Below are 23,048 nucleotides of genomic sequence, written 5' to 3' on the forward strand. Positions count from 1 at the left end.
ATTCCAACAATATCATCGGTATAAGCATTATTAATCTATTAATGTTTCTTTCTGAGGTTCTTTCATGTAAGCAAACATTTCTTTAATTTGCTCTTCTGTATTTCTAGCAATCGATAAATTAGGTAATTCATTCTCACCAAAAAACTCCACATCTTCTGTTTCAATACTAGCTTTCTTTTCACCACCAATAATCTTACAGGCAATAAAAATTTTATATACATGTGTTGCTGAAGGTGATGGTTGATGTTTTTCTTTATCAAATATAGCGAGTAGCTTAAAATCATCTACTTCATAACCCGTCTCCTCTAAAACTTCTTTTGCTGCTACTTCTGTCGGCGTATAACCGATATCAGCCCATCCACCTGGCAATGCCCATTTCCCATCACTTTTTTCTTTCACAAATAATAGTTTATCATTTTGAAAAACAACTGCTCTTATATCAACTTTTGGTGTTTGATAGCCTGTCTCACTTGCAAATAACTTCTCTACAACTTCCCAATCTGTCTTTGTGTAATGTGACATCATCGAAATGGAAATATCCCGTAATTGTTGGAAACGCTCTATATCATACACATCCTTAGAATACGTTAAACCTGCTTGGGCTATAGATTGTATTTGTTTTACCCATTCCATCCATTTTACCGTCATGCTTTTACATCCCCCATTCTCTTTCAAGTGAATATTAAGTCAATCCCACCAATACATCTTTATTATACAAAAAAAGAGATTGATAATGTTCCAATCTCTTTCAAAATTAATCCAATTCATGTAAATGATCTTGTATATACTTTCTTCTTTTATTTATATATTCCTCAATCATATCAGCTTCTTGATCAAATGTTTCTAATTTTTCTTTCATATATGGATCTTGTAGTAAATAAGGACGAAGCGACTCACACAAACTTTCTACTTTCGGCATCATAAATGAAACGGTAAATTGTTCTGCTAATATTTCTTCCAAAATACCTCGGTATTGCTTTCTAAATACAGGTATATCTAACAATCTTGCACTTAACGTGTTATAACCTTGAATACGAATATATTCATGATTAAGTGGTCTCCCTTGTACATCTCGCCCCCAAGTCGCATCATAATCCCACGGTATCACTTCAAATAAATTTGTTTCATCATTATGATATAGTGCATAGTTATGAACGAAACCATCAAAGTTTTGTGTAAAAATAACACCAGCTAACCATCGTAAATATTTATCAACATGCAAAAACTTCCCAATTTCTTTTTCATAAGATTCCCTCGACAAAGCGTTCGCTTGAAATACAAATTCACTCAGCTGTTCTTCACTATTTTCATTCGAATATTTAAATTCATAACCCGCAAAGAGCTCGGTCTTAACATCGTTGTCCCTCTCACTCATTAAAGAAAAATTCGCATCATCATCTATCGCATAATAAATAGAACCACTCGGTAATCCTCTATTTTTCAAAAAGTTTTCATCAACTGATTCTAACTGTAAATATACACCTTGAATTTGACCATTAATTTTTATAAATACATGTTGTGATTTCGGTGAAAGTACACCAATATCATGAAAAAAGTCTAAAGATAATTTATTTCGTATGAGAGACGGATCCATAAACTCAGAATTTAAATGAATCTCTTTAGCGCCTTGAAATTTTTTCGGTTTATAAAACATAACATGATAAGACTTTTTCTCAAATTCACGAATATGAGCACCCCGGTATACGATATCAATATCATACTTCTTTTTTCCATAAGTTAATTTTGCTGGTACTGGACTTTCTGACCAAATGTCTTTTTTCAATTCCACTAAGTACATTGGATGAATAAAAAAATCATATGAAGGTAGCATGTTTTCTCATCCCTTCTCGGTTCTCTTCATTCAATGTATGCGCCTTGTCTTGTCCATACATCCGCTATCATCTATTTATATAAAATTACACTCTTGTCCTGTTCAGAAAGACTTCATATCTCATATCATGTTAAGGAAAAAGAATACCTTTTCAACTTAATACATGATAAGGAGGATTTCTATGAAACGTGATATTAGAAAAGCGGTTGAAGAAATCAAAAGTGCTGGGATGGAGGATTTCTTACACCAAGATCCAAGTACTTTTGAGTGCGATGATGATAAATTCTCTCATCATCGATGTACAACAGGATGTAAATGTACAACTGGGGGTAAATGTCCAAGAACAAGATGTACTCGCGTGAAACATTGTACGTTCGTTACAAAATGTACGCATGTAAAAAAATGGACATTTGTTACAAAATGTACTCGTGTACGCGTTCAAAAATGGACGTTCGTTACGAAAGTGACACGTAGAAAAGAATGCGTTTTAGTTACGAAAGTGACGCGTAGGAAGCATTGTACATTCGTTACAAAATGCATCCGCTTTGAAAAGAAATTTTTCTGGACAAAACGAAGTTTCTGTAAAAAATGCGAATTCTTCCCTCATAGACATGGTGGCTCTTGTGATGATTCATGCGATCATGGTAAAGACTGTCACGATGATGGACACAAATGGAATGATTGCAAAGGCGGACATAAATTCCCATCTTGCAAAAACAAGAAATTTGATCACTTCTGGTATAAAAAACGTAATTGCTAGTTTTTATGCCTACAAAAAAAGGCCGTTTTGCGGCCTTTTTTACGTTTATTGAAAATGACTTATATCTGCAAATTGCTTCACTTCACCTTTACCGTCTTCAAATTCTATTATACTTAGACTAGCACTATGCATAAATGGCTCATCCCACACATTTTCAATTTCAATACCCGCAAAATGTCCTACAAGTAGTTTTGCAGCTGCCGCATGGGAGACAATTAATATACTTTCTCCTTTATGCTTTTCTAAAAGAAGCTGTATCCCCTCCATTACCCTTTTATGAACAGCCTCAAAATTTTCTCCTGATGTGGACTGAAAAAGATGTGGCTCATACCAAAATAACTGTATGTCGTCTGGGTATTGCCTTTCTATATCATCAATTGTCTGTCCTTCCCAAATCCCCATGTTAATTTCATAAAAATGCTCATCCGCGATTATCGGCATATCACGATCGCCCTTTATTAACTCTGCAGTATGAAGGGTTCTTTCACTCGGACTACTATAGATTGCATTGATAGATAAATCTTTCATTCTATCTCCTAATTGCTTAGCTTGTAGCATACCGTTTTCAGTTAAAGCAGAATTTTTCCGCCCTTGCATTCGCTTCGCTACATTCCATTCCGTTTCACCGTGCCTTGTCACATATACAGTTGTCTTCACTTCAATTCCCCCTTACCATGTTGGCCGTAATTCCCACGGTTCTACTCGTCCTACAATCCATTCATCACAATTACTTTCAATTCCATCGATTACCCCATCCGATATTTCTTCATGAGTAAGCCATCTTCCGTATGTATCTTCTAATATAAAACCTAATATTATTCTATGATAGCTACATTGCGTACCGCCTATTTTTTGTGAGGCTATTCTCGACGCTTTACTGCCTAAAATATGAAAAACGTTGTATGTTTCAGACGACATGTCTAATTCTCTACAAATGAGTGATAACGCATCCTTCGCACTTGAATGTGTCCACGCAACAACTAATGTTATTGGGCCATTCCTCTCAATTGTACTTGTAATAGCTAGCTTTACATCGTCATCATTATGATAATCTAACGGAAGGCATGTGATACTTTCTGGTATAGCACTCTCCCGCTTAACATTTTCTAATTTCACTTCATCTCTTCCAATAATAGAAACATGAAACCCTTGCTCACAAAGCCACATAGAAACTTTCTTTAACATTCCTGTTCCACCAATTACTAGCGCATGCAACTTTTTCCCCCCTTAATAAAATGTCATATGAGGTTTATCTTCCCTATAATAATTAAGTCGGTCTTGCAATGACCCTGAATGAAACTCAAATTTGTGACCATCAGGATCTACAAAATATATAGAGTCACAATCTTTCACATCACGTTCTCTTCCTTGTAAAATATGAACTTTGTTTTCTTCTAATCGCTGCTGTAGGCGTTCAAAGTCTTTCTGTTCAACTGAAAACGCAATATGCGTATAAGATTGATGAATCTCATTTCTAGGAATATGTGTTTCTTCATTAAGTGCTATCCATACTCCACATATATTAAAATATGCAAGCTTTCTCCCTTTAACTAATAATTCTCCTTCTAGTACTTTTTCGTAAAATGTAATAGAATCTTCTAAATTAGATACTGAAAAACAAAGATGATTGATTCCTTTTAACAACTCTAATTCCTCCTATACAAATAAAAGATGAGCGAAAATTCACTCATCTTTTATTATACTATTTCTTTGTAATATATGCCCATTTATAACTGAAATCTCCACCAAACGTATGATTTGCAATACCTTTTACGTATGGTTTCTCTAAATATGCGGTACTTTGTTGGTACGCAGGAGAAATGGCAGCATCTTGACCAATTAAGATTTTTTCAGCTTCTGCAAGTGCATTCCAGCGGGCTTTATCATCTTTTAATAGCTCTCCTTTTGATTTCGCTACTAAATCATCATACTTCGGATTAGAATAATCCATTTCATTAAATGAGCTTCCAGTAACAAACATATCAATATAAGTCATTGGATCTGGATAGTCCGGACTCCATGCGGATAATGAGAATTCATATTCAAATTTCTTTTCTAACTCTAGCTTCTGCTTATATGGCTGTTGTTTCAAATTCACTTTAATACCCGGTAAATTTTTCTCTAACTCTTCTTTAATAAAGTCGCCCACTTTTTTACGACTACCGTTATCATCATTTAGAAATTCTACTGTAATTGTATCTTGGCCAAGTTCTTTCTTCGCTTCTTCCCATAATTTTTTTGCTTTTGCTGCATTATCTTTACTGTCACGGAAATTTTTATTTACAGTACGGAAATCTTTCCCATCTGGTCCTGTCGTAAATTTTTCAGGTACTAAGAAATATGCTGGCAATGATCCGTCATTTAAAATAACATTTGCAATTCCTTTTTTATCATATGCCAGATCAATTGCTTCACGAACTTTTTGGTTTTTAAACGTTACATTTTTTTGGTTAAAGCGCAAGAAATATATACGTGGATCTAACTTCGTTTTAAATTCATCTGGCTTATTCTTTTTATATTTATCAACAAATTCAGAACTTAAAATAACACGGTCTGCTTGATCACTATCATATAAATTCACTCCCGTGCTCGTTTCCTTCACAATATTTACATTAATTTCTTCTAACTTCACAGTATCTTTATCCCAATAATTAGGGTTTTTCTTTAACTGATAACTTCGTTCATGTTTCCATTCACTCATCGTAAATGGTCCATTGTATAATAGTTTATCTGCTTCTAATGCATATTTATCTCCTTGTTCTTTCACATATTTTTCATTTAAAGGGAAAAATGTTGGGAATGAAGTAAGCTCAAGGAAATATGGTGCTGGTTGTTCTAATTCTACTACTAATGTTTTATCATCCTTTGCTTTCACTCCTAATTGATCTAACGGTAATTCTCCTTTATTGACTTTCTGTGCATTTTTCACATCAAATAAAATAAATGCATACTCAGCTGCCGTTGCTTTATCTAATGCGCGTTGCCATGCATATACAAAATCTTGTGCTCGAACTGGATCGCCATTAGACCACTTTGCGTCTCGTAATTCAAATGTATATGTTTTTTTATCTTCACTAATTTTCACGTCTTTTGCCATACCTGGAGTTGGTTTATTATCCTTATCTAAACGATATAATCCTTCCATTGCATTTACAAAGGCACGGAATGACACAGAGTCTGTTGATTTTGACGTATCCATTGAAGGAATTTCTGCTGTTTCTAGTAAGTTTAATACTTGCTTATCTGCTGCTCCCTTACCTGCTTCTTTCTTCGTTGTAGATGCCTTCTCCCCATTTCCGCAACCTGCAACTAATACACTAGTCGATAATGCAATTGCAGCAATCGTTGTTACCTTTCTCTTCATTCTTCCTTCCCCCAATCTATATGTATACATGAAAGCCAGTATAATATATATTATTATACAAAAGATTCAGATTATTTCAAATATTATTTTCATATACACAAAAAAAGAAATGGATAGAGCGCTCTTCCATCCACTTCTTTTTCTTTTTCTTTTACTTGTAATCCATCTTCTATGTCAAATGGATTTTGGACTTTAAATATTTCGTCCAATATCTTCAAAAATTCTTCCTCATTTTTAGATTCTCCATTAATCGTAAGTGAGTACGGCTCAATCTCACCCAATTTATAATCAACAATAAATTGGATTCTCACCTTTTTCCTTGCCATATCAGGACTATTTCCTTGGAATTCTACTAATTCTAATCCTTCCGTTCCGCGATAATATACCCAATCTGGGTTTTTAAAGTAATTTTCAAATGATTCACCAATGGAAAAGAACGGATATTCATATAGCGAGCTTGTACGAACTTTTTGAATAATATCTCGATCAGTCGGGAAAAAGAAATGGCTGAAAAAAATACTAGCAACTGCTAAAATCGTAACAATTGTCGCTCCCATTTTACTCGTTCCACCGCTATCACGAATGAGGTAATTCTCCACCGATGCATCTTGAATTTCCCGTGCTTTTATTCGATATATACGTCTTTCTGCAAATTGATAATATAATCCATTTGCAAAAATCGCCATTCCAAATAAAATAAAAACAAGTAATAGAAACGTAAGAGGCACCATATTTATGATTGGCAATGCTACGTTGAAGCCCATATAATAAGAAAACGCATCACATGCTACTAATAACAATAAAAATAAAGCTGCAGGTAAATAATACTTACGATATCCAAGCCAACCTACATTGAAAATAGCTGCCCAACCATTCCAGCTCCACCTAGCAATCCGCTTTTCCTCAAGCTCCCACTTCCTTTTGTAATACGGATACTGTCTCCCTACATATACTTCTAATTCTTTATCTATTAGTAAGCTTCCTTCATCTTGTTCATTGTGCAAGTTACGCTGACAACTTGTACAATTTAATTGGTCATTCGAGCAAGGTTGCCCACAATTTATACAGTTCAAAACAATCCCTCTTCCCATCCATACGTCATTTCAAAATACCTTCGTGTTTTAATAACCACTCTTTCCTCCATAAACCACCCGCATACCCGACAAGCTTCCCGCTCTTCCCTATTACACGATGACACGGAACGATAATTGAAATTGGATTACGACTATTTGCTCCTCCTATCGCTCGTACAGCTTTCGTATTTCCGACCTTCTCTGCAATATCTAAATATGAAGCACTTACGCCATAAGGAATAGTATAGAGCGCATCCCATACATTTTTTTGAAATGCTGTTCCCTCGGCAGACAACGGGACCGTGAACTCTTTTCTATTCCCCTTAAAATATTCATCTAGCTCATTTATACATTGATCTATCATTTCGTTTGTAATTTCTTCTTGTCTCTCATCAACAAATATAACAGACGTAATTCCTTTATCGTTCGCTGTAATTTCCAGCAGACCTAATTCACTTTCATAATAAGCCTGGTACATATGTCATCCTCCAATTCAATTCATATTAATTATTGTAACACGAATAGACAAAATTTTTCGTATAAGCGTTTTATTAGGGAAACAAAAACGAGAATGATACAATGTAAGAAAATTCAATCTAGGAGGCTATTGGATGAATTCCGAACTTTTTTCACCTTATACAATTAAGGACATTACATTAAAAAATCGTATCGTTATGTCACCTATGTGCATGTATTCGTCAGAAAACGAGGATGGCCAAGTAACTAATTTCCATCTCGTCCATTACGGAACAAGAGCTGCTGGTCAAGTTGGTTTAGTTATGATTGAAGCAACAGCCGTATTACCTGAAGGGCGAATTTCTAATAAAGACTTAGGTATTTGGGATGATAGCCAAATTGAAGGCTTACATAAAACGACAACTTTTATACATGATAACGGTGCAAAAGCTGCCATTCAACTCGCTCACGCTGGAAGAAAAGCAGAATTAGAAACAGATGCGTTAGCTCCTTCAGCCATTCCATTTAATGAAACGATGAAAATGCCAATAGAAATGAGTAAACACCAAATTAAAGATACTGTATTAGCTTTTCAGCAGGCTGCAATACGATCAAAACAAGCTGGATTTGACGTTATTGAAATACACGGTGCTCACGGTTATCTTATTAATGAATTTCTTTCTCCGCTTTCCAATAAGCGGACTGATGATTATGGTGGTTCGCCTGAAAAACGATATCGTTTCTTACGCGAAATCATTGACTCGATAAATGAAGTTTGGAACGGACCGTTATTTGTTCGTATTTCAGCAAATGATTATCACCCTGACGGGTTAACGGTTCAAGATTATGTTCAGTATACGAAATGGATGAAAGAACAAGGAGTAGATTTAATCGATTGTAGCTCTGGGGCTGTTGTACCTGCACGCATCGATGTTTATCCTGGGTATCAAGTACAATACGCTAAACATATTAAAGAACATGCTAACATTGCAACTGGTGCAGTTGGGTTGATTACGACTGGGTCTCAAGCGGAACAAATTTTAAATAATAACGAAGCAGATTTAATTTTTATCGGACGTGAGTTACTTCGCAATCCTTACTTCCCAAGAATAGCGGCTAATGAACTTGGCTTTGAGTTAAAAGAACCGTATCAATACGAGCGAGCACCTGGGAAAATCAGTACAAATAAATAAAACCGAGAAGCTATCCTTCTCGGTTTTATTTATTCTATCGTTGTAATTTCATTGGAATTATAAATGTGGATACCCGATTCTTCTCGCAATGCAGTTATATACATCCCTTTCGCCACATCTCTAGCTGAAATTGGTTTATACTTTTTGAATGCCCCCTTAAATATAAAAGGAATCATACGAGATAATTTTTCCGCCATTCGTTCACCAAAGCGAAATTCTTGTCGATTTCCTACTAATAAAGATGGCCTAAAAATGTGAATACCACCGATTACTAACTTTTGCAATTCCTCTTCCATTCTTCCTTTCACTTGTGAGTAAAAGAAAAACGATTTAGGATTCGCTCCCATTGAGGACACAACAAGGAAATTTTGCACCCCTTGTTTCTCAGCTAAACAAGCAGCTCTTAACGTATATTCATAATCTACCTTTTTGAAATTTGCCTTTGTTTTTGCTTTCTTGATTGTTGTTCCTAGACAACTAAATACGTCATCCACAGCAAAAAACTCTTTATATTCCTCTAATACCGAATAATCTACTTGTTTTTGCTGTAACTTCTCATGTTGCCATTGTATTGGTTCTCTTACAAAAATAGTAACCGAATCGTAGTAATCTGATTCAAGTAATAGACGCGTTATTTCTTGTCCAACTAAACCACTTGCACCAAGTACTAACGCTGTTCGCTTATTCATATATGCATATACCTCTTATTTTACTTTTCTCTCCTTCAGTAAAATACAACTTTTAGGAGTTTCCTTCTCTCATTTTACCACAAGTAAAGCACTATGCGTACGCATAGTGCTTTACTCACTCTTTTTTCTCATCTTTCTCTCGTAATTTTGTTACTGTTGATGCATCTCCTAAATTACTTATTAATCTTCTTAAAAAAATTAAGACTAAGGCTAATGGTAATACTACCGCTAATATCAATAAAATAGCTTCCATTAAGTAGCCCAAACACTCATCCCCCTCTACACCCTCCTTTCATATATATGAACACAGCGTTGTCACATATGCATGTATTCGCAAAAATAACACATCTATATTTGACAACTTTATAACAAAATCAAATCGGAATGATTATTATTTATTGCAACTTTATAAAAGATGTATTATACTAAGTTCGCAAACTAAAACGTAATTATTCCGTTTTGTATTAAAATGATATTTTTCTTCTATAATTGGGGAAAATATATCCGTAAAAAAGAAAAGAGGAGAACTTCATGCCTAAAAGACTGACTATATTTTCATTCTTACTTATTTTCACTTTAATTTTTACTGGCTGCTCAAATAAAAAAGAAGGTAATGCCAAGAAAGACGGAAAGCTAACTGTTTATACAACTATTTTTCCTCTTGCAGATTTCGCAAAAAAAATTGGTGGCGACTATGTAACTGTTGAAGCGATTTACCCACCTGGTGCAGATTCTCATACATTTGAGCCAAGTCAAAAACAAACAGTACAGGTTGCAAAAGCCGATTTATTCGTTTATAACGGCGCTGAATTAGAGCCATTTGCTGAAAAAATGGAAAAAGCATTACAAAAAGAAAATGTTAAAATTGTAAATGCATCCAAAGGTATTGAACTGCGTACTTCTACTGAAGAAGAGCATCATGATCATGGAGACGGCCACAAAGAGGATGAACATCATCACGATAAAGACCCACACATTTGGTTAGACCCTACTCTAGCAATGAAACAGGCAGAAAAAATTAAAAATGCACTTGTAGAATTACAACCTGACCATAAACAAGAGTTCGAAAAAAACTTTGCAGCACTTCAAACAAAATTTACTGATTTAGATGATCAATTTAAAGCTGCTGTAGCAAATGCAAAAACGAAAGAAATTTTAGTTTCTCATGCTGCATATGGGTACTGGGAACAACGTTATGGCCTGAAACAAATTCCTATCGCTGGAATCTCAGCTTCTGATGAACCATCTCAAAAGCAACTTGCTGATATTACAAAAACAGCAAAAGAACATAACTTAAAATATATTTTATTTGAAACATTCTCTACTCCAAAAGTAGCATCCGTTATTCAAAAAGAAACAGGTACAAAGATTTTACGTTTAAATCACTTAGCTACTATTTCTGAAGACGATGCGAAAAATAATAAAGATTACTTCACTTTAATGGAAGAAAACGTGAATACATTGAAAGAAGCTACTAACTAATCAACTTTTGATAAGAAGAGGCTGTCTCAAAAGGTCTTTAAATAAAGCCTTTTGGAGACAGTTTTTTATTTTAACTTTAATATGGATGAGAAAATGCCCGATTATAGTAGAAAATCAACAGATTTCCTACTATAACTGGGCGTTTTTCGCTTTGGATTGAGCTCTTGTTGTCCATTTCCGTAAATTATGGACAACACAAATAAAACCCCATTCCAGTCGATTTTTGGAAAGGTATCGTAAGGAAAAACGTCGGAAGAAGCGATTGTATTTAATATGACCGAATACGGTTCTACCTCTATTTGTCGTTTTACATATAATTCTTTACCTTCTTTTGTACGTAAACGTTCTCGTACTTCTTTTCGCTGTTTTTGATTTTTGACAGAGACGCTGATAGATTTTGTTTCGTTTCCTTATATTTTATTGGATCTCTTCCATGCTATTACTGTAATAAGATATTGTATATCAAATAGGAAAGCGAAAAGTATAATAAATCTTGCTATTACTGCTAACCATCCAACGAAATCTTCAGGGAAATTATATTTGTATGTGGTAGCACCTATTGCTACAAAACACAAAATAAAGGTATCACTCATTTTTTCTTTTAATTTTTCTTTTAATTGCTCTTTATTATTAATATCTGTTTCATAAACACCAGTTAGAATAGATTTAATAAAGAAGAAAATCATATAACAAATTATAATGGCTAATGAAGCAATCCATTCTAGGAATGGTCGGTGTAGATATGCTCCCCTTATAATAACATCAATAAAAGCTAAAAGTAGGACAACAATTCCAGATTGAGCCCAAATTTTCATTTCGATTTGTTGAATTCTTTCATCTGAGTGTGTACTGAGTGAAAAACATTTTTTTAGTTTTTCCATTTTAGAGTTCCTCCCAAAATAATTTATCTAATGTTTTAGCTATATGCATACAAAGTTTTAAAGAAGGGTTAAACTTATTACTTTCAATATAACTACTGGTTTTTCGCGTAGCGTTTACAATATCGGTAAACTCCAGTTGAATTAGACTTTTTTAACTCTTGCAATTTTCTCTTTACTTATAGACTTTAAATACGTCTCATTAGTAAATGATAACTTCATACCACAAATCTCATATTCTATATATTAAATTATTAACTGCATAAATGCAGTATATATTTTATTTTACGGCATATATATATTACCAATCTCTTTATTTTTGTATCTAAAACTATCCTACAAATATAAAAATAGAAATTTTTTCTGTAGAATCATAGGAAAGGATGGCTTTTTCACGTCTGTTTCTCTGTAAGATGAATTAGAACTAATTGCTCACGAAATTCGAATTTTTTTATCTCCATATACCTTACAGTATCTTGCTAGAGATGTTGGTTTTGTGCAACAAAACAGTAAGTACCAAGCAAAAGGTTTAGTAAATTTATGTGTATGAGTTGGCCAAAATATAGCTATAACTTCTTTAGCTCAGTTATCTAGCTGTTTAGAAGCATCAACAAAAGTACTCATCAGCCCGGAGTGACTGAATCAACGGTTTAATAATGGGACCGTACCACTGTTACAACACCTACTTTTTGACAAAGTGCGACTTATTTTTTTGTTTTGAGGATATTTGCTTTTGTTAGATTGATAGTGATTGGGTACCTGCAGTATTTCGAAGAAAAGTCACGCTAAGAAAAAGTAAAATGAGCCATCCATATGGACAGCTCATTTACATAATTTTCGTTATTGGGAGCTATTGCAAACTACTTCTATTTTGAGTAAGGTCAATCTTTGTTTTGTTTTTCTAACAGTTGAATAACTTTATCTAACTTTTGCTCAACTGAATCTTGCTTTTTACGATTGCTAGAATATCGAATTATACGTATAATCCCCCCAAGCAATGCACCGATGATCATTAATATAATAGCAACTCCTACGTAATAAATAGAGTTTTCTAAAGGCATTATACAGGACCTCCTTTCCTCTATTTTACTATTTAAAAGAAGTGATTTGTTGTTTGATTTTGTTTGTATACTCTATACATGTCAGGTTCGTATAACATCTCATTATCGATACAAAACGCAAAGAGATCCCCTACTCTCATAAAGAAATCTCCTTTTTTTTAGTTATTTGCGTAGCCCAAATGTAACCCCAAGGGATTTATGTATCCGATTTTTGGTGTGCTTTATATTAGATATGCATAATTTCATAATCATTCCTTATATAACGATATTAAAATTTACATTTTTAACCTGTAAAATACAGGATGTTAAATAAATATCTAAGGGGTTGTTAATATGAAAAAATTTATGGGCATGTTAGCTATGTGTTTTGCACTTACACTAGCATTTTTACCAACTATTTCAAAGGCGGATTCTTCTCCACTACGAAGTGTTAGCATTAGCGCTGTAGGGGATAATAACAAAATGTATAGTGCAAGTTCTTACTTAACTATTCCTGTTCTTAAAGGCGATTACCTTTATGTGAAAGTTAGTGAAGTAGGTACACCGGATTCATATTCTGAGGCTTTGACTGTTAATGGTGTTAGATATGCGGGAAGTTCTTTAGACGAAGTCAGTTCTTATACTGGTCCATTCGGATCTGAAAAAACATTTAGATTACGTATTAAGGATTCTTACATCTTCTCAAACACACCAAATTCAACAAACACTATTGCTTTTGAATCTAGAGTTCCTTTCTCAATGCAAGTATTATCTAAAAGCATATCGGTTCATGTAGAATAATTTATAACATTATTATTAATAAAAAATACATCCCTATAAGGATGTATTTTTTATTTAATAGAAACATAATTTGAACTTCTAAGACTTCTAAGTTCTTTTAATCGTATACTATACGTTTTAAACATACAGTAAACAAATTGTTACACTTACTTTTCTTCACCACTTGTTTGCATGGTATTAAATGTCCAATTTAATTTCAATGCATCTCCTTGAAATACATTTTGGTCTTCACCGCTATCTATAAATGTGAACATTACATAAAATGTATCATCATCACCAGGAGCTAGTCCATTTCCTTCTCGATCTACAATACCTTTCTTTACAAGGTCAGGAATACTTCCATTTTGCGTAGCTACCTTTAATTCAGATAATGTAGTAGACCATACTGGAACTTCATTTTTATCCAAATTCCACAAGAAATCCACACGGATATGATCACCAAAATCAGCATTTCCATTATCCCCTTTCGCATCGATTACACTGTAATCTGTCAGGAGTTTCACATCTCCTATTGCTAAGGTTCCTTTGTTAACTAATTGAAAACCGCGCTCCATTTCATCACCTGGTTTCAGATTGTCGACATTAATAACAACTTCAGGATTTACACTCAAATCTAAAGTACCCGCTGCAAACGTGTTTTGTGATACTTCCTTATCACTGAAATACGCATATGTTCCCCCGCCAATTAAAGATAAGCCCAGCGCTGCAGTTATGACACCCATACCAAGTTTTTTCTTCATACCCATTTCACAAGTCCCCCTATTTTTTAAGTTCAAACCATAAACCTTATTTCCATCCCGCAAACAATAATCATTAAGCAACTACCTTTTCCCATAACAAAAGTAAATATATTTTAAACTAGTTACTTCATGTACCCCAACAACTATTACTTTTAAAATAACCGGTAATATTAACGTGAATCATTACCGGTTATTTGTTAGCCAATCTCATTTCATTTACTATTCATTGTCTAATTGCATTATTTACTCTAGAAGTTTGCCCACTTATTTTTTTGGTTCTAAACCAATAGAGCGTAAGATTTTATCTAGCGTCACTGGCCCTACATTTTCTTTCGGTTTCTGATTTTCTTTGGCATCTGGACCCTTTTTCAAGAAGTTTTTCTCAATAAAACGAATATCTGTTTCATCTACAACACCATCTTGATTTATATCTCCATCCTTTACAGATACTTTTCCTTTTCCATATGACAGAGCTGCTATTCTAGCATCTTGAATATCTACCATTTTATCGCCGTTTACATCACCTGCAAGGTTATCATCCATGTCAGCTCTAAAGTTTTGTCCCACTAATTCTCCATCCTGCATTTTTCCTATTTTTGTTGTTAATTTACTATTTAAATGACCTGGCATTTCTACGAAAATATCATATTCTTTATCGCTTACAGGGACACTACGAATTTCAAATTGCCCGTTATCATCAATTGTTCCTGTATATTTCTTTCCATCCTTACCAACTGCATACACTTTTGCTCCTAGTTTTGTATAGTCTTTCTTACCTAAATACCCCTCTTCATTCAAGAAAGCTTCCGGACCAATATATCCTGTAACCGTTGAATGTTTCGAAACAATAGCAAAAGATTTATCTTTAAACACAGGAATCTCATTACCTTCTGTTGCACCAACTTTTGTATAAGAGAACTTATCTACTCCAAATGCAGTTAAATCATTAAAGTATTCATCGCTCGTCATCTCGAATGTAACATCTAAAAATGGTGTATCTCCATCTAATCCTTTAAATTCTTTTCCTTCCAATGACGCGCCAACTTTCACCTTGTTTTCCCAAGCTCCTTCTTCACTTACCTTCGGATCTTCTAATTTAAGGTTCAGTCCATGTTGTTTTACATATTCCGTAAGTGCTGGATTTGGTTTCACATCTTTAAATTTAAAGAGCTGCTTGTAATAAGGAATTTCAAATGTACCTGACATAAGCTGTTTTACATTATTGAGATTCAAAGTTAACGTAATTTTTTCACCTAATTTTATTTTATCTTTGTCATAACTTGGAACAGCGTATTCTGTCCCTTCTTTTACAAAGACATAATCTTTATATCCAGTTGCCATATTCCCTGCAGTGGCAAGGTCATATCCAAATAATCTTAAATTTAACGGCTCATTTATTTCCTCTGGAAGTACTCCAAATTTAAAATCACCATTTGCTTGAACTGTATTCAACCAACCTGATGGGAAGGCTGAGTTTTGATAATATACAATTTGATTCGCTTTTTGATCATACTGCAAGCCTTTTGCTTTTAATGCATCTACTGTAGAATCATAAATATTACCATGCACCCATAATGCATGTTGGCCGTCTTCTTCTTTAAACATAGAATCATTTACTTCGTGTATACCAGGTTGTACATCCTTAAATTTCATTTCCGGTATAACATTATCAATGATAATGCTATCGCCTTTTGTATACGATTTTCTTTCCTTATCATATCCAACGAAGTTCAATTCGTAATCTCCATCAGGCAACATAACAGGTTTATCCCCAATTGGATGAGCTGGATCTCCTGTAAATGGAAGTACATACCCTCCCATACCAGAAAACATCATATATTCAACATTCGGTGTTAGACTACTTGCATCAAGTGTACCAACGATTCCTAATGCCTTCCCTGTCTTTCGGTCCTTCACAACTGCATCAATAGTTTCAAGAGGACTATTTACTTTAAATGTCAAAGGCGAACTTGGTCTCTCCATAAATGGATGGAATTTAGATGCATCTGTTGCCATTGCATCTCTCAGTAAATCTACAGACGCAATCCCTTTTTCTGTGAATTTAACTGCAAATGGTACTTGATATACTTCTTTTTCATTGTTTTTATTTGAAATATGAATATATCCCTCATATCTACCAAATTCAGCGTTATCTGGAATGATAATTTCAGGGCTAATTTCTTCTGATGTACCAGGAGCTACTTTAATAGAATCTGGTACATTTAGCTTCACACCATTCTTCGCTGCATCTTGCACCCCTACACTTGTAGGTGAAAATTCTACCTCTAATTTAAATTCTTTCCCATCTGTTTTACTGCTGTTCTGAATTAAGACTTTTCGACTATCTTTAATAGGCCCATTTTCAATTTGATTTTTATACCCAAACGCAATAGAACCTGTTTTTTCTTCAATTTCTACTTCTTCATCATCTACAACGTTTGATGTTTTATCGATAACCTCGATAGATGTATCTGCATGAACTGCACGATATGCATCAATTCGTCCAGAGCCCACCTCAAATACAGAACGCTCTTCTTTTAGGTCAACTGCGGTATTCATAAGTGCTTCTTTTACTTCAAATGGACTATAGTTTGGATGTTCTTGTAAAATAAGTGCCGCTACCCCTGCAGTATGAGGAGTTGCCATAGATGTACCTGACATACGTCCATACGCTACCGGATAATTTTCTCCATCTTTTGGATCATTAATATATTCAGGAACAGTTGAGAAAATAGACACACCTGGTGCTACAATATCTGGCTTAATATCATCTGTTTTAGTTGCAGGACCACGGGAGCTGAAATCAGCTAAGTGATCTCCCTCTGTTTTTATATTACTAAGTTCTCCAAACGCTAACGACACATCTCCTTGTACAGCTTTTGCTTGTAATTTCTCACCATCTACTTTTGTTAAGCGGAACGATGGAATAGATGAAGTACTTTCCCCAAGATAACTTGTAATTTCCCCATCTACATTGTTGTATACAATTACCGCCTTCGCGCCTGCTTCCTTAGCATTTTTAATTTTTTCATCAAATGTAATCTCACCGCGTTGGATCAGAGCTAACTTCCCTTTCACATCTTTCCCTGTAAAATCACCTGATTTCCCAAGCCCTGCATATACAACCGATAAGGATTGACCTTTCAAATCTTCAATCTTATCAGTAAAGCTTTTTCCAAGTAGCATCATCTTATCTACATGTACATCACCTGCATCGGCGGAAAACGTTGGAATATTCATTGCAGCGTCACTGGCTCCAACTGTAATGGGAAGTGCCGCTGCACTAGGTGATCCTATAGTACCTTCATCCGGACCACTATTACCAGCTGCTACTACCGTAACAACACCTGCTAACATTGCATTGTTCACTGCGACAGAAGTAGGATATAAAGGATCATTAATAGATGCTCCTAGTGATAAATTGATAACATCCATATCGTCTTTCACTGCTTTATCAATCGCAGCAAGAATACCACTTGTTTGTCCACTTCCATATGGACCTAATACGCGATATGAATATAAATCTACATCTGGAGCAACGCCCTTCACTGCATAATCTACACTATTCTGTTTGTCTGCAGCAATTGTCCCAGCTACATGCGTACCATGGGATGTATAATATGCACTTCCATCATAAATCTCAGGATATCCCCCAGAATTTTGCCAATCCTTATACGTTGTCTCCATTGGATCAGCATCATTATTAACAAAGTCCCATCCTTTTATTGAGTTCGGATCTATTTTGCTTGGATCCTCACCTTGTTTTGCACGATATCCTTTATATGCATCTTTCAAATCCGGGTGGTTGTAATCAATACCTGTGTCCAGTACACCTACCTTAATTCCTTTACCTGTTATTTTTTCATCATGTAGCTTGTCCACACCAATTTGCGGTACACTATCTGCCATTTTCGGTTCAACAGCAGTCTTAGCTGTTTCTTTTGGTAAATCAATTTTAACCTCATGATCTTCCCATACGCGCTTAACGATACCGGTACGAACTAAGTCCTCAATCATATTCGCTGGTAAAGAAATCGCTACACCATTAAAAGCATTCTTATACTCTCTTGTTATTTTTGCAGATTTTACATTTGTCCCTTTCTCTTTATTCTTTTGAAGCTGTTCAAGCTCTGCTTTAAATCCTTTATGTGATGCCTCTACCTTTTGTTCCGCATTTGAAAGAGCTACCTTTTTCCCTTTAGCCGCTTGTTTTAATACCTCAATTTTGCTAGGTGCTTGCTTAAATTCTATAATCACATTCACATTATTAGGACTTGCTGTATTGATACCTGGCGAAATAACAAAACCTGGTTTTGTATCTAACGTTTTTAAGGCATTACGTTGTTCCTTGGTAAGACCTTTCAAGATAGCATTTGCATCATCAATTCCAGTTAAAGTAGATGTATTTACCTCTTCTGCTAATACGTTATATGGAATTCCTTGAGACAATAACATTCCAACTGTTAACGTTCCAATAAGAATCTTTCCAAATTTCCCTCGTTTCATATTGCATCTCCCCATTATTCATATTATTTTTTGAAACCAATTGATTCTTCCATTCCTACTTAGCGTTGGAAACTCTATCAATCTTAATCTGTTGTATCATGAAAGATTTCCAACACTACTACCATCCCCATACCTCATATAGCTAATTACTCACTTTACTCTTTCTATAGGAGCCCCCCATCATTTATTTTCAACAAAAGATTTTCACAAAATGAATTATTAATAGGATTAAAATGTAATTCTATTATTATTATTTCACGTTTTGATTATTCTGAAAATTAATCAAAAGGAGTATCTTTTCTCTAAGGATTCTATGCCTACATAGTACAAAAGAACTATCTTGTCCTTTATTCTTTGTGATACAGAATAAAGCGACACGATAGTTCTTTGATAGATTTCTTATTTAATCTAGCGGAACCAATTGATTTCGAACTGCATAAATCACTGCTTGCGATCGACTTTTCACATTTAGTTTTTTAAAAATTTTATTGATGTGTATTTTAACTGTTTTATCACTAATATATAAAACTTCAGCAATTTCTTTATTACTAAGTCCTTTTACTAGTTCAAAGAGAATTTCCTTTTCACGTTCCGTTAGTTCATTTTCATTTGATTCTACTTTCATTTTTTGCTGATGATATGTAATTAATTTTTTAGTCATACGCGGATGAATAACTGAATCGCCTCGATATAACATTCGAATTGCTGCTACTACCTGCTCTGATGAGGAATCCTTCAATAAATAACCATCAGCACCCGCCTGGAGTGCATCCATTAAATACTCATCATGTTCATACATTGTAAACACAAGTACTCGGCAACTCGGATAATTTTTTTTCACTAATTCTGTAGCTTCAATTCCATTTTTCCCTGGAAGATTAATATCCATCAAAATACAATCTGGTTGGCATTCTTCTACTTTTCCCAATACTCCATCCCCAGAGCTAGCTTCTCCAAGCACTTTCATATCAGATTCATCCTCTAGTATGCTCCGAATTGCATCTCGTAAAAAAGCATGATCATCTACTACTAATATTTTAATCATTTTACGCACCCCTTGTTTGTGAATCTGGAATTAACAGTGTAATTTCTGTCCCTTTCCCTACAGAACTATCAATCTGTAAAGTAGCCCCTAATTGGTCGGCTTGTTCATTCATATGTAATATACCATAATGTGGCTCATTCTTTGTTTTAACCATAGACTCAAATAGTGAAAAGCCAACTCCATTATCCTTAACCCTTAAAAGCACGTGCTCACTTTGATAACTGAGTAAAACATCAGCCTTTTTTGCTTGTGCATGTTTTACAATGTTTTGCAAACTCTCTTGTAATGTATCAAATATAACTCTTTCTTTTGAAAAACTAAGCGCACGTGCATGACCTCTTTCATGATAGGTAATGTCTAGTTCATATTCTTGTTTTAAAGATTTTATTTTACTTGCTATTGCCTGCTTAAGGCCTAATTGTTGTGTCGGATATGGTTTTAAAGCATAAATTGAATAGCGAACTTCTCCTAGGCTTCCTCTTAAATCTTTTATGCTTTTCTCTACTACTTGCTGCATATCTTTTGGTTTATCACGGTATTTTTTCTGCGCGGATTCTAGTTGGAATATCACCCCGGCTAATGTTTGCGCAATACCATCGTGAATTTCACGGGCGATTCTATTTCTTTCTTCTAAGATCATTCTTTTTTCCTGTTCAGAAATCAATATCCTTGTTTTAACAACGTTAGCTAATTGGTTAGAAAATGTAGCTAACGACTGTACATCTTCTGGAAAGAAACCCGCATTTCTACTTTTCCCTGCAACAAACATTCCGACTAATTCATCATTTACTATAAGAGGAAAATATACAAGTGAGCGTATAACACTATCAAATATTTCATCTCCAGGAGCCGTACCAATTTTCCAATCATTAAATACAAGATTTTTAGAAAGTTCCTCAAACCCCCCGGATTTTTCTAAATCATCAGATATATCAGAGCGGACTTTCCCATTTTTCAATAGAATATTCCAGTTCCCATCATCTTTTGTCCATATTACATATGCTTGTATGCTAAAAAACCCTTTAAGTGCTTGTTTAATATGTTTCAAGTTTCCTCCGGTTAATCCTCGACTAATTTCGGTCGTAATAAGAAATAACTCATATAATCGTTCCTTCTCCATCCTTATCCGTACAGAAAAAGAACTAATAACGGAAGTTGCTACAAGTGGAAAAAAGAAAAACAGTACTGTAATCTCGTTTACTTCCACACTATATGTACTAATTAATACGTGCATCAGTGCCGCATAAGAGAAACCAAAAGTTTCGCAAAGAAATACCGTTACAGTTTTTTTATACCACTGATGGATTGAATATGGCTGCGGAAGGAGTAGCATTAACAAATCGTAAAAACAATTGTTGAAAAAACAAAAAAACACGCAAAATAATAACAAAGATATTAAATTTTCATATAGAACTGACATATCAATCTTATTAATTAATAAGGACATACATTTGTTTGAAAACCATTCGGCCAAAATCAAACTAAGTGCATGCTGAGTACTATTAAATAACATTCTTTGTATCGGTGAACGACGATGCAGGTGAATAATTAGCGTTACGAGTACAATAGCAATAATAGTTATATGGATTCCAAACTGCCAATTCATAGCGTAAATGATTGGAAAGGTAAGCGAACTAGTTCCTCTCCAAAATCTTACAGGAAAATACTCTGCAATCCCCATAAATAGTAACAACAATATTAGTATTGTTGGATGAGAAGGGATTTTAATTTCAAGTAAAGATATAGTTATAGTGACCAAACCAAGAAAAGAAATAAAATAAAGATAAGTACTAGCAATCTTTTCTCTCATAAAGATAGAATTTACATCTTTCAAAACAACCCCTTCTTTCTTTATAAAAACTTCATTTTCTCTATTATCCAACAAAAAACCGGCACTGGCAAAATGGAAGAACATCCACTAGCCAATCACCGGCTGTGTACTGCACCTAAAAAGGCAAGACACAATACTAGTATATATCAGTTCGTAAAATTTACCCACTAGCCAAATGTTGTAATTGTACATACTTTTAGACTTAGGTCTACTAGTACAAAAGATGTATACAAAGTTTTAATTTTGATTCACTAAAATAATTCTAAAAAAATAGGAAGTCAACCGTAAATACCTACGTATTTATTTTATCTAAATCTAATTAACATATCGTTTGATTATCGGTAGCAAGATCAAAAATACCCCCTACTGTCAGAAAAAAAACCTCCTTTTTCTTTTAGTTATTTGCGTGTCCCGAATATAACAGCAAAGAATTTATATATCCGCATTTTGGTGTACTTTCATTTGAAATGCAAATACCAATACATTGCAACTTCATCGCTTTCTTCATGTATCGCTTATAAAATGAAGCTTATCAAAACGCTCAATTTTTAAAAGGAGCTAGAAATACATATATCGGAAAATCAATGAACAGACGGCAAATCCAAATTTGTCTTGATAAATCAACTGGTAGAATTATATCAGCATTTCCAATCTACTAATAGAAGGATAAACACCTACAAAATATATCTCTAAATTTTGTAAAGAATCTTTTGATATATTACTGATTAGCTTACCTGAAGAGATTTCTTTAGTTAGTGATTTGCCAATCTATCTTGTTTACTAACAATCAATTTTAAAAAAATTCTTCGTTTAGGGGCTACTTTAAAATCTTAAGTTGATGGGCATATGGTGGACACCTACTAATATTCTTGCTTTTAAATTAATTTCAGTATATTATATTCATATGATAATATAGGAATTATGGTATACAGAAAGGGATCAAATCTATTTGTAAGATTTAAATCCTTTTCAAAGATAAAAAAATTTCACCAAAACTTAATATAACTTATGCTTGTCTTTTTAAGATGTATTGATAAAAATACATTTTTTTATCAATACAATTGTGTTTTCAATATAAATGAAAAATTTTTAATAGAAGTTTATTTACTTTCAATAATAAGAGGTAGTGTTCTAAAACATAGAAAAATAAGGCACCATACATAGTATCTGACAAACTTGAAAGGTTTTGTATGTAGTTTGCTCATCACAGATAAAAACAAAAGAGCCTTACCTATCTTGGCAAGACTCTACTAGTTTAGTTATATAATATTTACATAACAACTAAGAAACTAAAAACATATAACACCAAGTAGCAGAACCCTAATATTCCTCCTACAGCTAATACCTGTTTAGCCCAAC

Annotated in this window: 20 protein-coding genes and 3 pseudogenes; 5 read left to right on the forward strand and 18 right to left on the reverse strand. The window is 34.1% G+C overall.

The features are described from left to right. Positions 1-30: 30 nt before the first annotated feature. Complete coding sequence (locus V7S50_RS19875) at positions 31-648, reverse strand: NUDIX hydrolase N-terminal domain-containing protein (protein WP_242251645.1); 618 nt, start codon at positions 646-648, stop codon at positions 31-33. Between the two features lie 106 nt (positions 649-754). After that, a complete protein-coding gene (gene cotH, locus V7S50_RS19880; protein ID WP_242251644.1) occupies positions 755-1,831 on the reverse strand; it encodes a spore coat protein CotH in 1,077 nt (358 codons plus the stop codon). A gap of 181 nt (positions 1,832-2,012) precedes the next feature. Between cotH and exsB the strand changes: the two genes are divergently transcribed. Next, positions 2,013-2,591: an exosporium protein ExsB gene (gene exsB / locus V7S50_RS19885; RefSeq protein WP_063222771.1), complete on the forward strand. Its 579-nt coding sequence runs from the start codon at positions 2,013-2,015 to the stop codon at positions 2,589-2,591. A gap of 45 nt (positions 2,592-2,636) precedes the next feature. On the opposite strand, the gene V7S50_RS19890 is transcribed toward exsB, so the two are convergent. The 6 genes from V7S50_RS19890 to V7S50_RS19915 form a co-directional block, all read right to left on the reverse strand. Further along, on the reverse strand, positions 2,637-3,248 hold the full coding sequence (locus V7S50_RS19890; protein WP_063222772.1) for a phosphoserine phosphatase 1: 612 nt from the start codon (positions 3,246-3,248) through the stop codon (positions 2,637-2,639). A 12-nt stretch (positions 3,249-3,260) separates the two neighbouring features. After that, on the reverse strand, positions 3,261-3,806 hold the full coding sequence (locus tag V7S50_RS19895; protein WP_242251643.1) for a short-chain dehydrogenase: 546 nt from the start codon (positions 3,804-3,806) through the stop codon (positions 3,261-3,263). Positions 3,807-3,818: 12 nt separating this feature from the next. Then, positions 3,819-4,235 carry a FosBx1 family fosfomycin resistance bacillithiol transferase gene (gene fosB / locus V7S50_RS19900; protein ID WP_063222774.1) on the reverse strand — a complete coding sequence of 139 codons (417 nt, stop codon included), beginning with the start codon at positions 4,233-4,235 and terminating at the stop codon, positions 3,819-3,821. 58 nt (positions 4,236-4,293) lie between these two features. Then, the gene (locus tag V7S50_RS19905; RefSeq protein ID WP_242251641.1) at positions 4,294-5,955 is read right to left on the reverse strand and encodes a peptide ABC transporter substrate-binding protein; all 1,662 of its coding nucleotides are present in this window, start codon (positions 5,953-5,955) and stop codon (positions 4,294-4,296) included. A gap of 89 nt (positions 5,956-6,044) precedes the next feature. Next, positions 6,045-7,028: a DUF2628 domain-containing protein gene (locus V7S50_RS19910; protein WP_242251639.1), complete on the reverse strand. Its 984-nt coding sequence runs from the start codon at positions 7,026-7,028 to the stop codon at positions 6,045-6,047. Between the two features lie 25 nt (positions 7,029-7,053). Then, positions 7,054-7,506: a methylated-DNA--[protein]-cysteine S-methyltransferase gene (locus V7S50_RS19915; protein ID WP_098556281.1), complete on the reverse strand. Its 453-nt coding sequence runs from the start codon at positions 7,504-7,506 to the stop codon at positions 7,054-7,056. 133 nt (positions 7,507-7,639) lie between these two features. Between V7S50_RS19915 and namA the strand changes: the two genes are divergently transcribed. Then, positions 7,640-8,677, forward strand: coding sequence for an NADPH dehydrogenase NamA (gene namA / locus V7S50_RS19920; RefSeq protein WP_242251636.1), 1,038 nt, complete (start codon positions 7,640-7,642; stop codon positions 8,675-8,677). Between the two features lie 29 nt (positions 8,678-8,706). On the opposite strand, the gene V7S50_RS19925 is transcribed toward namA, so the two are convergent. Both V7S50_RS19925 and V7S50_RS19930 read right to left on the reverse strand, forming a co-directional pair. Beyond that, on the reverse strand, positions 8,707-9,366 hold the full coding sequence (locus V7S50_RS19925) for an oxidoreductase (RefSeq protein WP_242251634.1): 660 nt from the start codon (positions 9,364-9,366) through the stop codon (positions 8,707-8,709). Between the two features lie 115 nt (positions 9,367-9,481). Continuing rightward, on the reverse strand, positions 9,482-9,631 hold the full coding sequence (locus tag V7S50_RS19930; protein WP_000540925.1) for a hypothetical protein: 150 nt from the start codon (positions 9,629-9,631) through the stop codon (positions 9,482-9,484). A 266-nt stretch (positions 9,632-9,897) separates the two neighbouring features. Between V7S50_RS19930 and V7S50_RS19935 the strand changes: the two genes are divergently transcribed. Further along, positions 9,898-10,848: a metal ABC transporter substrate-binding protein gene (locus V7S50_RS19935; RefSeq protein ID WP_063222780.1), complete on the forward strand. Its 951-nt coding sequence runs from the start codon at positions 9,898-9,900 to the stop codon at positions 10,846-10,848. Between the two features lie 129 nt (positions 10,849-10,977). Here the strand turns inward: V7S50_RS19935 and V7S50_RS19940 are convergent. The 3 genes and pseudogenes from V7S50_RS19940 to V7S50_RS19950 form a co-directional block, all read right to left on the reverse strand. Next, a pseudogene (locus tag V7S50_RS19940) lies at positions 10,978-11,258 on the reverse strand (transposase); the annotation flags it as partial. Next, positions 11,259-11,729 (reverse strand): DUF6773 family protein, encoded by a 471-nt coding sequence (locus V7S50_RS19945; protein WP_242251632.1) that lies wholly within the window; start codon positions 11,727-11,729, stop codon positions 11,259-11,261. It abuts the pseudogene before it with no gap. Between the two features lies 1 nt (position 11,730). After that, a pseudogene (locus V7S50_RS19950) lies at positions 11,731-11,948 on the reverse strand (helix-turn-helix transcriptional regulator). Between the two features lie 205 nt (positions 11,949-12,153). Here V7S50_RS19950 and V7S50_RS19955 point away from each other — a divergent pair. Then, positions 12,154-12,360, forward strand: a pseudogene (locus V7S50_RS19955) (IS4 family transposase); the annotation flags it as partial. Positions 12,361-12,607: 247 nt separating this feature from the next. Here V7S50_RS19955 and V7S50_RS19960 read toward each other — a convergent pair. Continuing rightward, the gene (locus V7S50_RS19960) at positions 12,608-12,787 is read right to left on the reverse strand and encodes a DUF4083 family protein (RefSeq protein WP_242251630.1); all 180 of its coding nucleotides are present in this window, start codon (positions 12,785-12,787) and stop codon (positions 12,608-12,610) included. 333 nt (positions 12,788-13,120) lie between these two features. Here V7S50_RS19960 and V7S50_RS19965 point away from each other — a divergent pair, with 333 nt between their 5' ends. Continuing rightward, positions 13,121-13,567: a hypothetical protein gene (locus V7S50_RS19965; protein ID WP_242251628.1), complete on the forward strand. Its 447-nt coding sequence runs from the start codon at positions 13,121-13,123 to the stop codon at positions 13,565-13,567. 146 nt (positions 13,568-13,713) lie between these two features. Here the strand turns inward: V7S50_RS19965 and V7S50_RS19970 are convergent, their stop codons facing one another. From V7S50_RS19970 to V7S50_RS19985, 4 genes are all read right to left on the reverse strand, one after another. Further along, complete coding sequence (locus tag V7S50_RS19970) at positions 13,714-14,313, reverse strand: TasA family protein (RefSeq protein WP_242251626.1); 600 nt, start codon at positions 14,311-14,313, stop codon at positions 13,714-13,716. Between the two features lie 258 nt (positions 14,314-14,571). Continuing rightward, positions 14,572-18,813: a S8 family serine peptidase gene (locus V7S50_RS19975; protein ID WP_242251623.1), complete on the reverse strand. Its 4,242-nt coding sequence runs from the start codon at positions 18,811-18,813 to the stop codon at positions 14,572-14,574. Between the two features lie 403 nt (positions 18,814-19,216). After that, the gene (locus tag V7S50_RS19980; protein ID WP_242251621.1) at positions 19,217-19,858 is read right to left on the reverse strand and encodes a response regulator; all 642 of its coding nucleotides are present in this window, start codon (positions 19,856-19,858) and stop codon (positions 19,217-19,219) included. Position 19,859: 1 nt separating this feature from the next. After that, positions 19,860-21,692, reverse strand: a complete 1,833-nt coding sequence (locus V7S50_RS19985; RefSeq protein WP_336376436.1) for a GAF domain-containing sensor histidine kinase — start codon at positions 21,690-21,692, stop codon at positions 19,860-19,862. Positions 21,693-23,048 lie beyond the last annotated feature (1,356 nt).

This window comes from Bacillus sp. CCNWLW194 (genome assembly GCF_037120585.1).
GTDB classification, from domain to species: Bacteria; Bacillota; Bacilli; order Bacillales; family Bacillaceae_G; genus Bacillus_A; species Bacillus_A basilensis.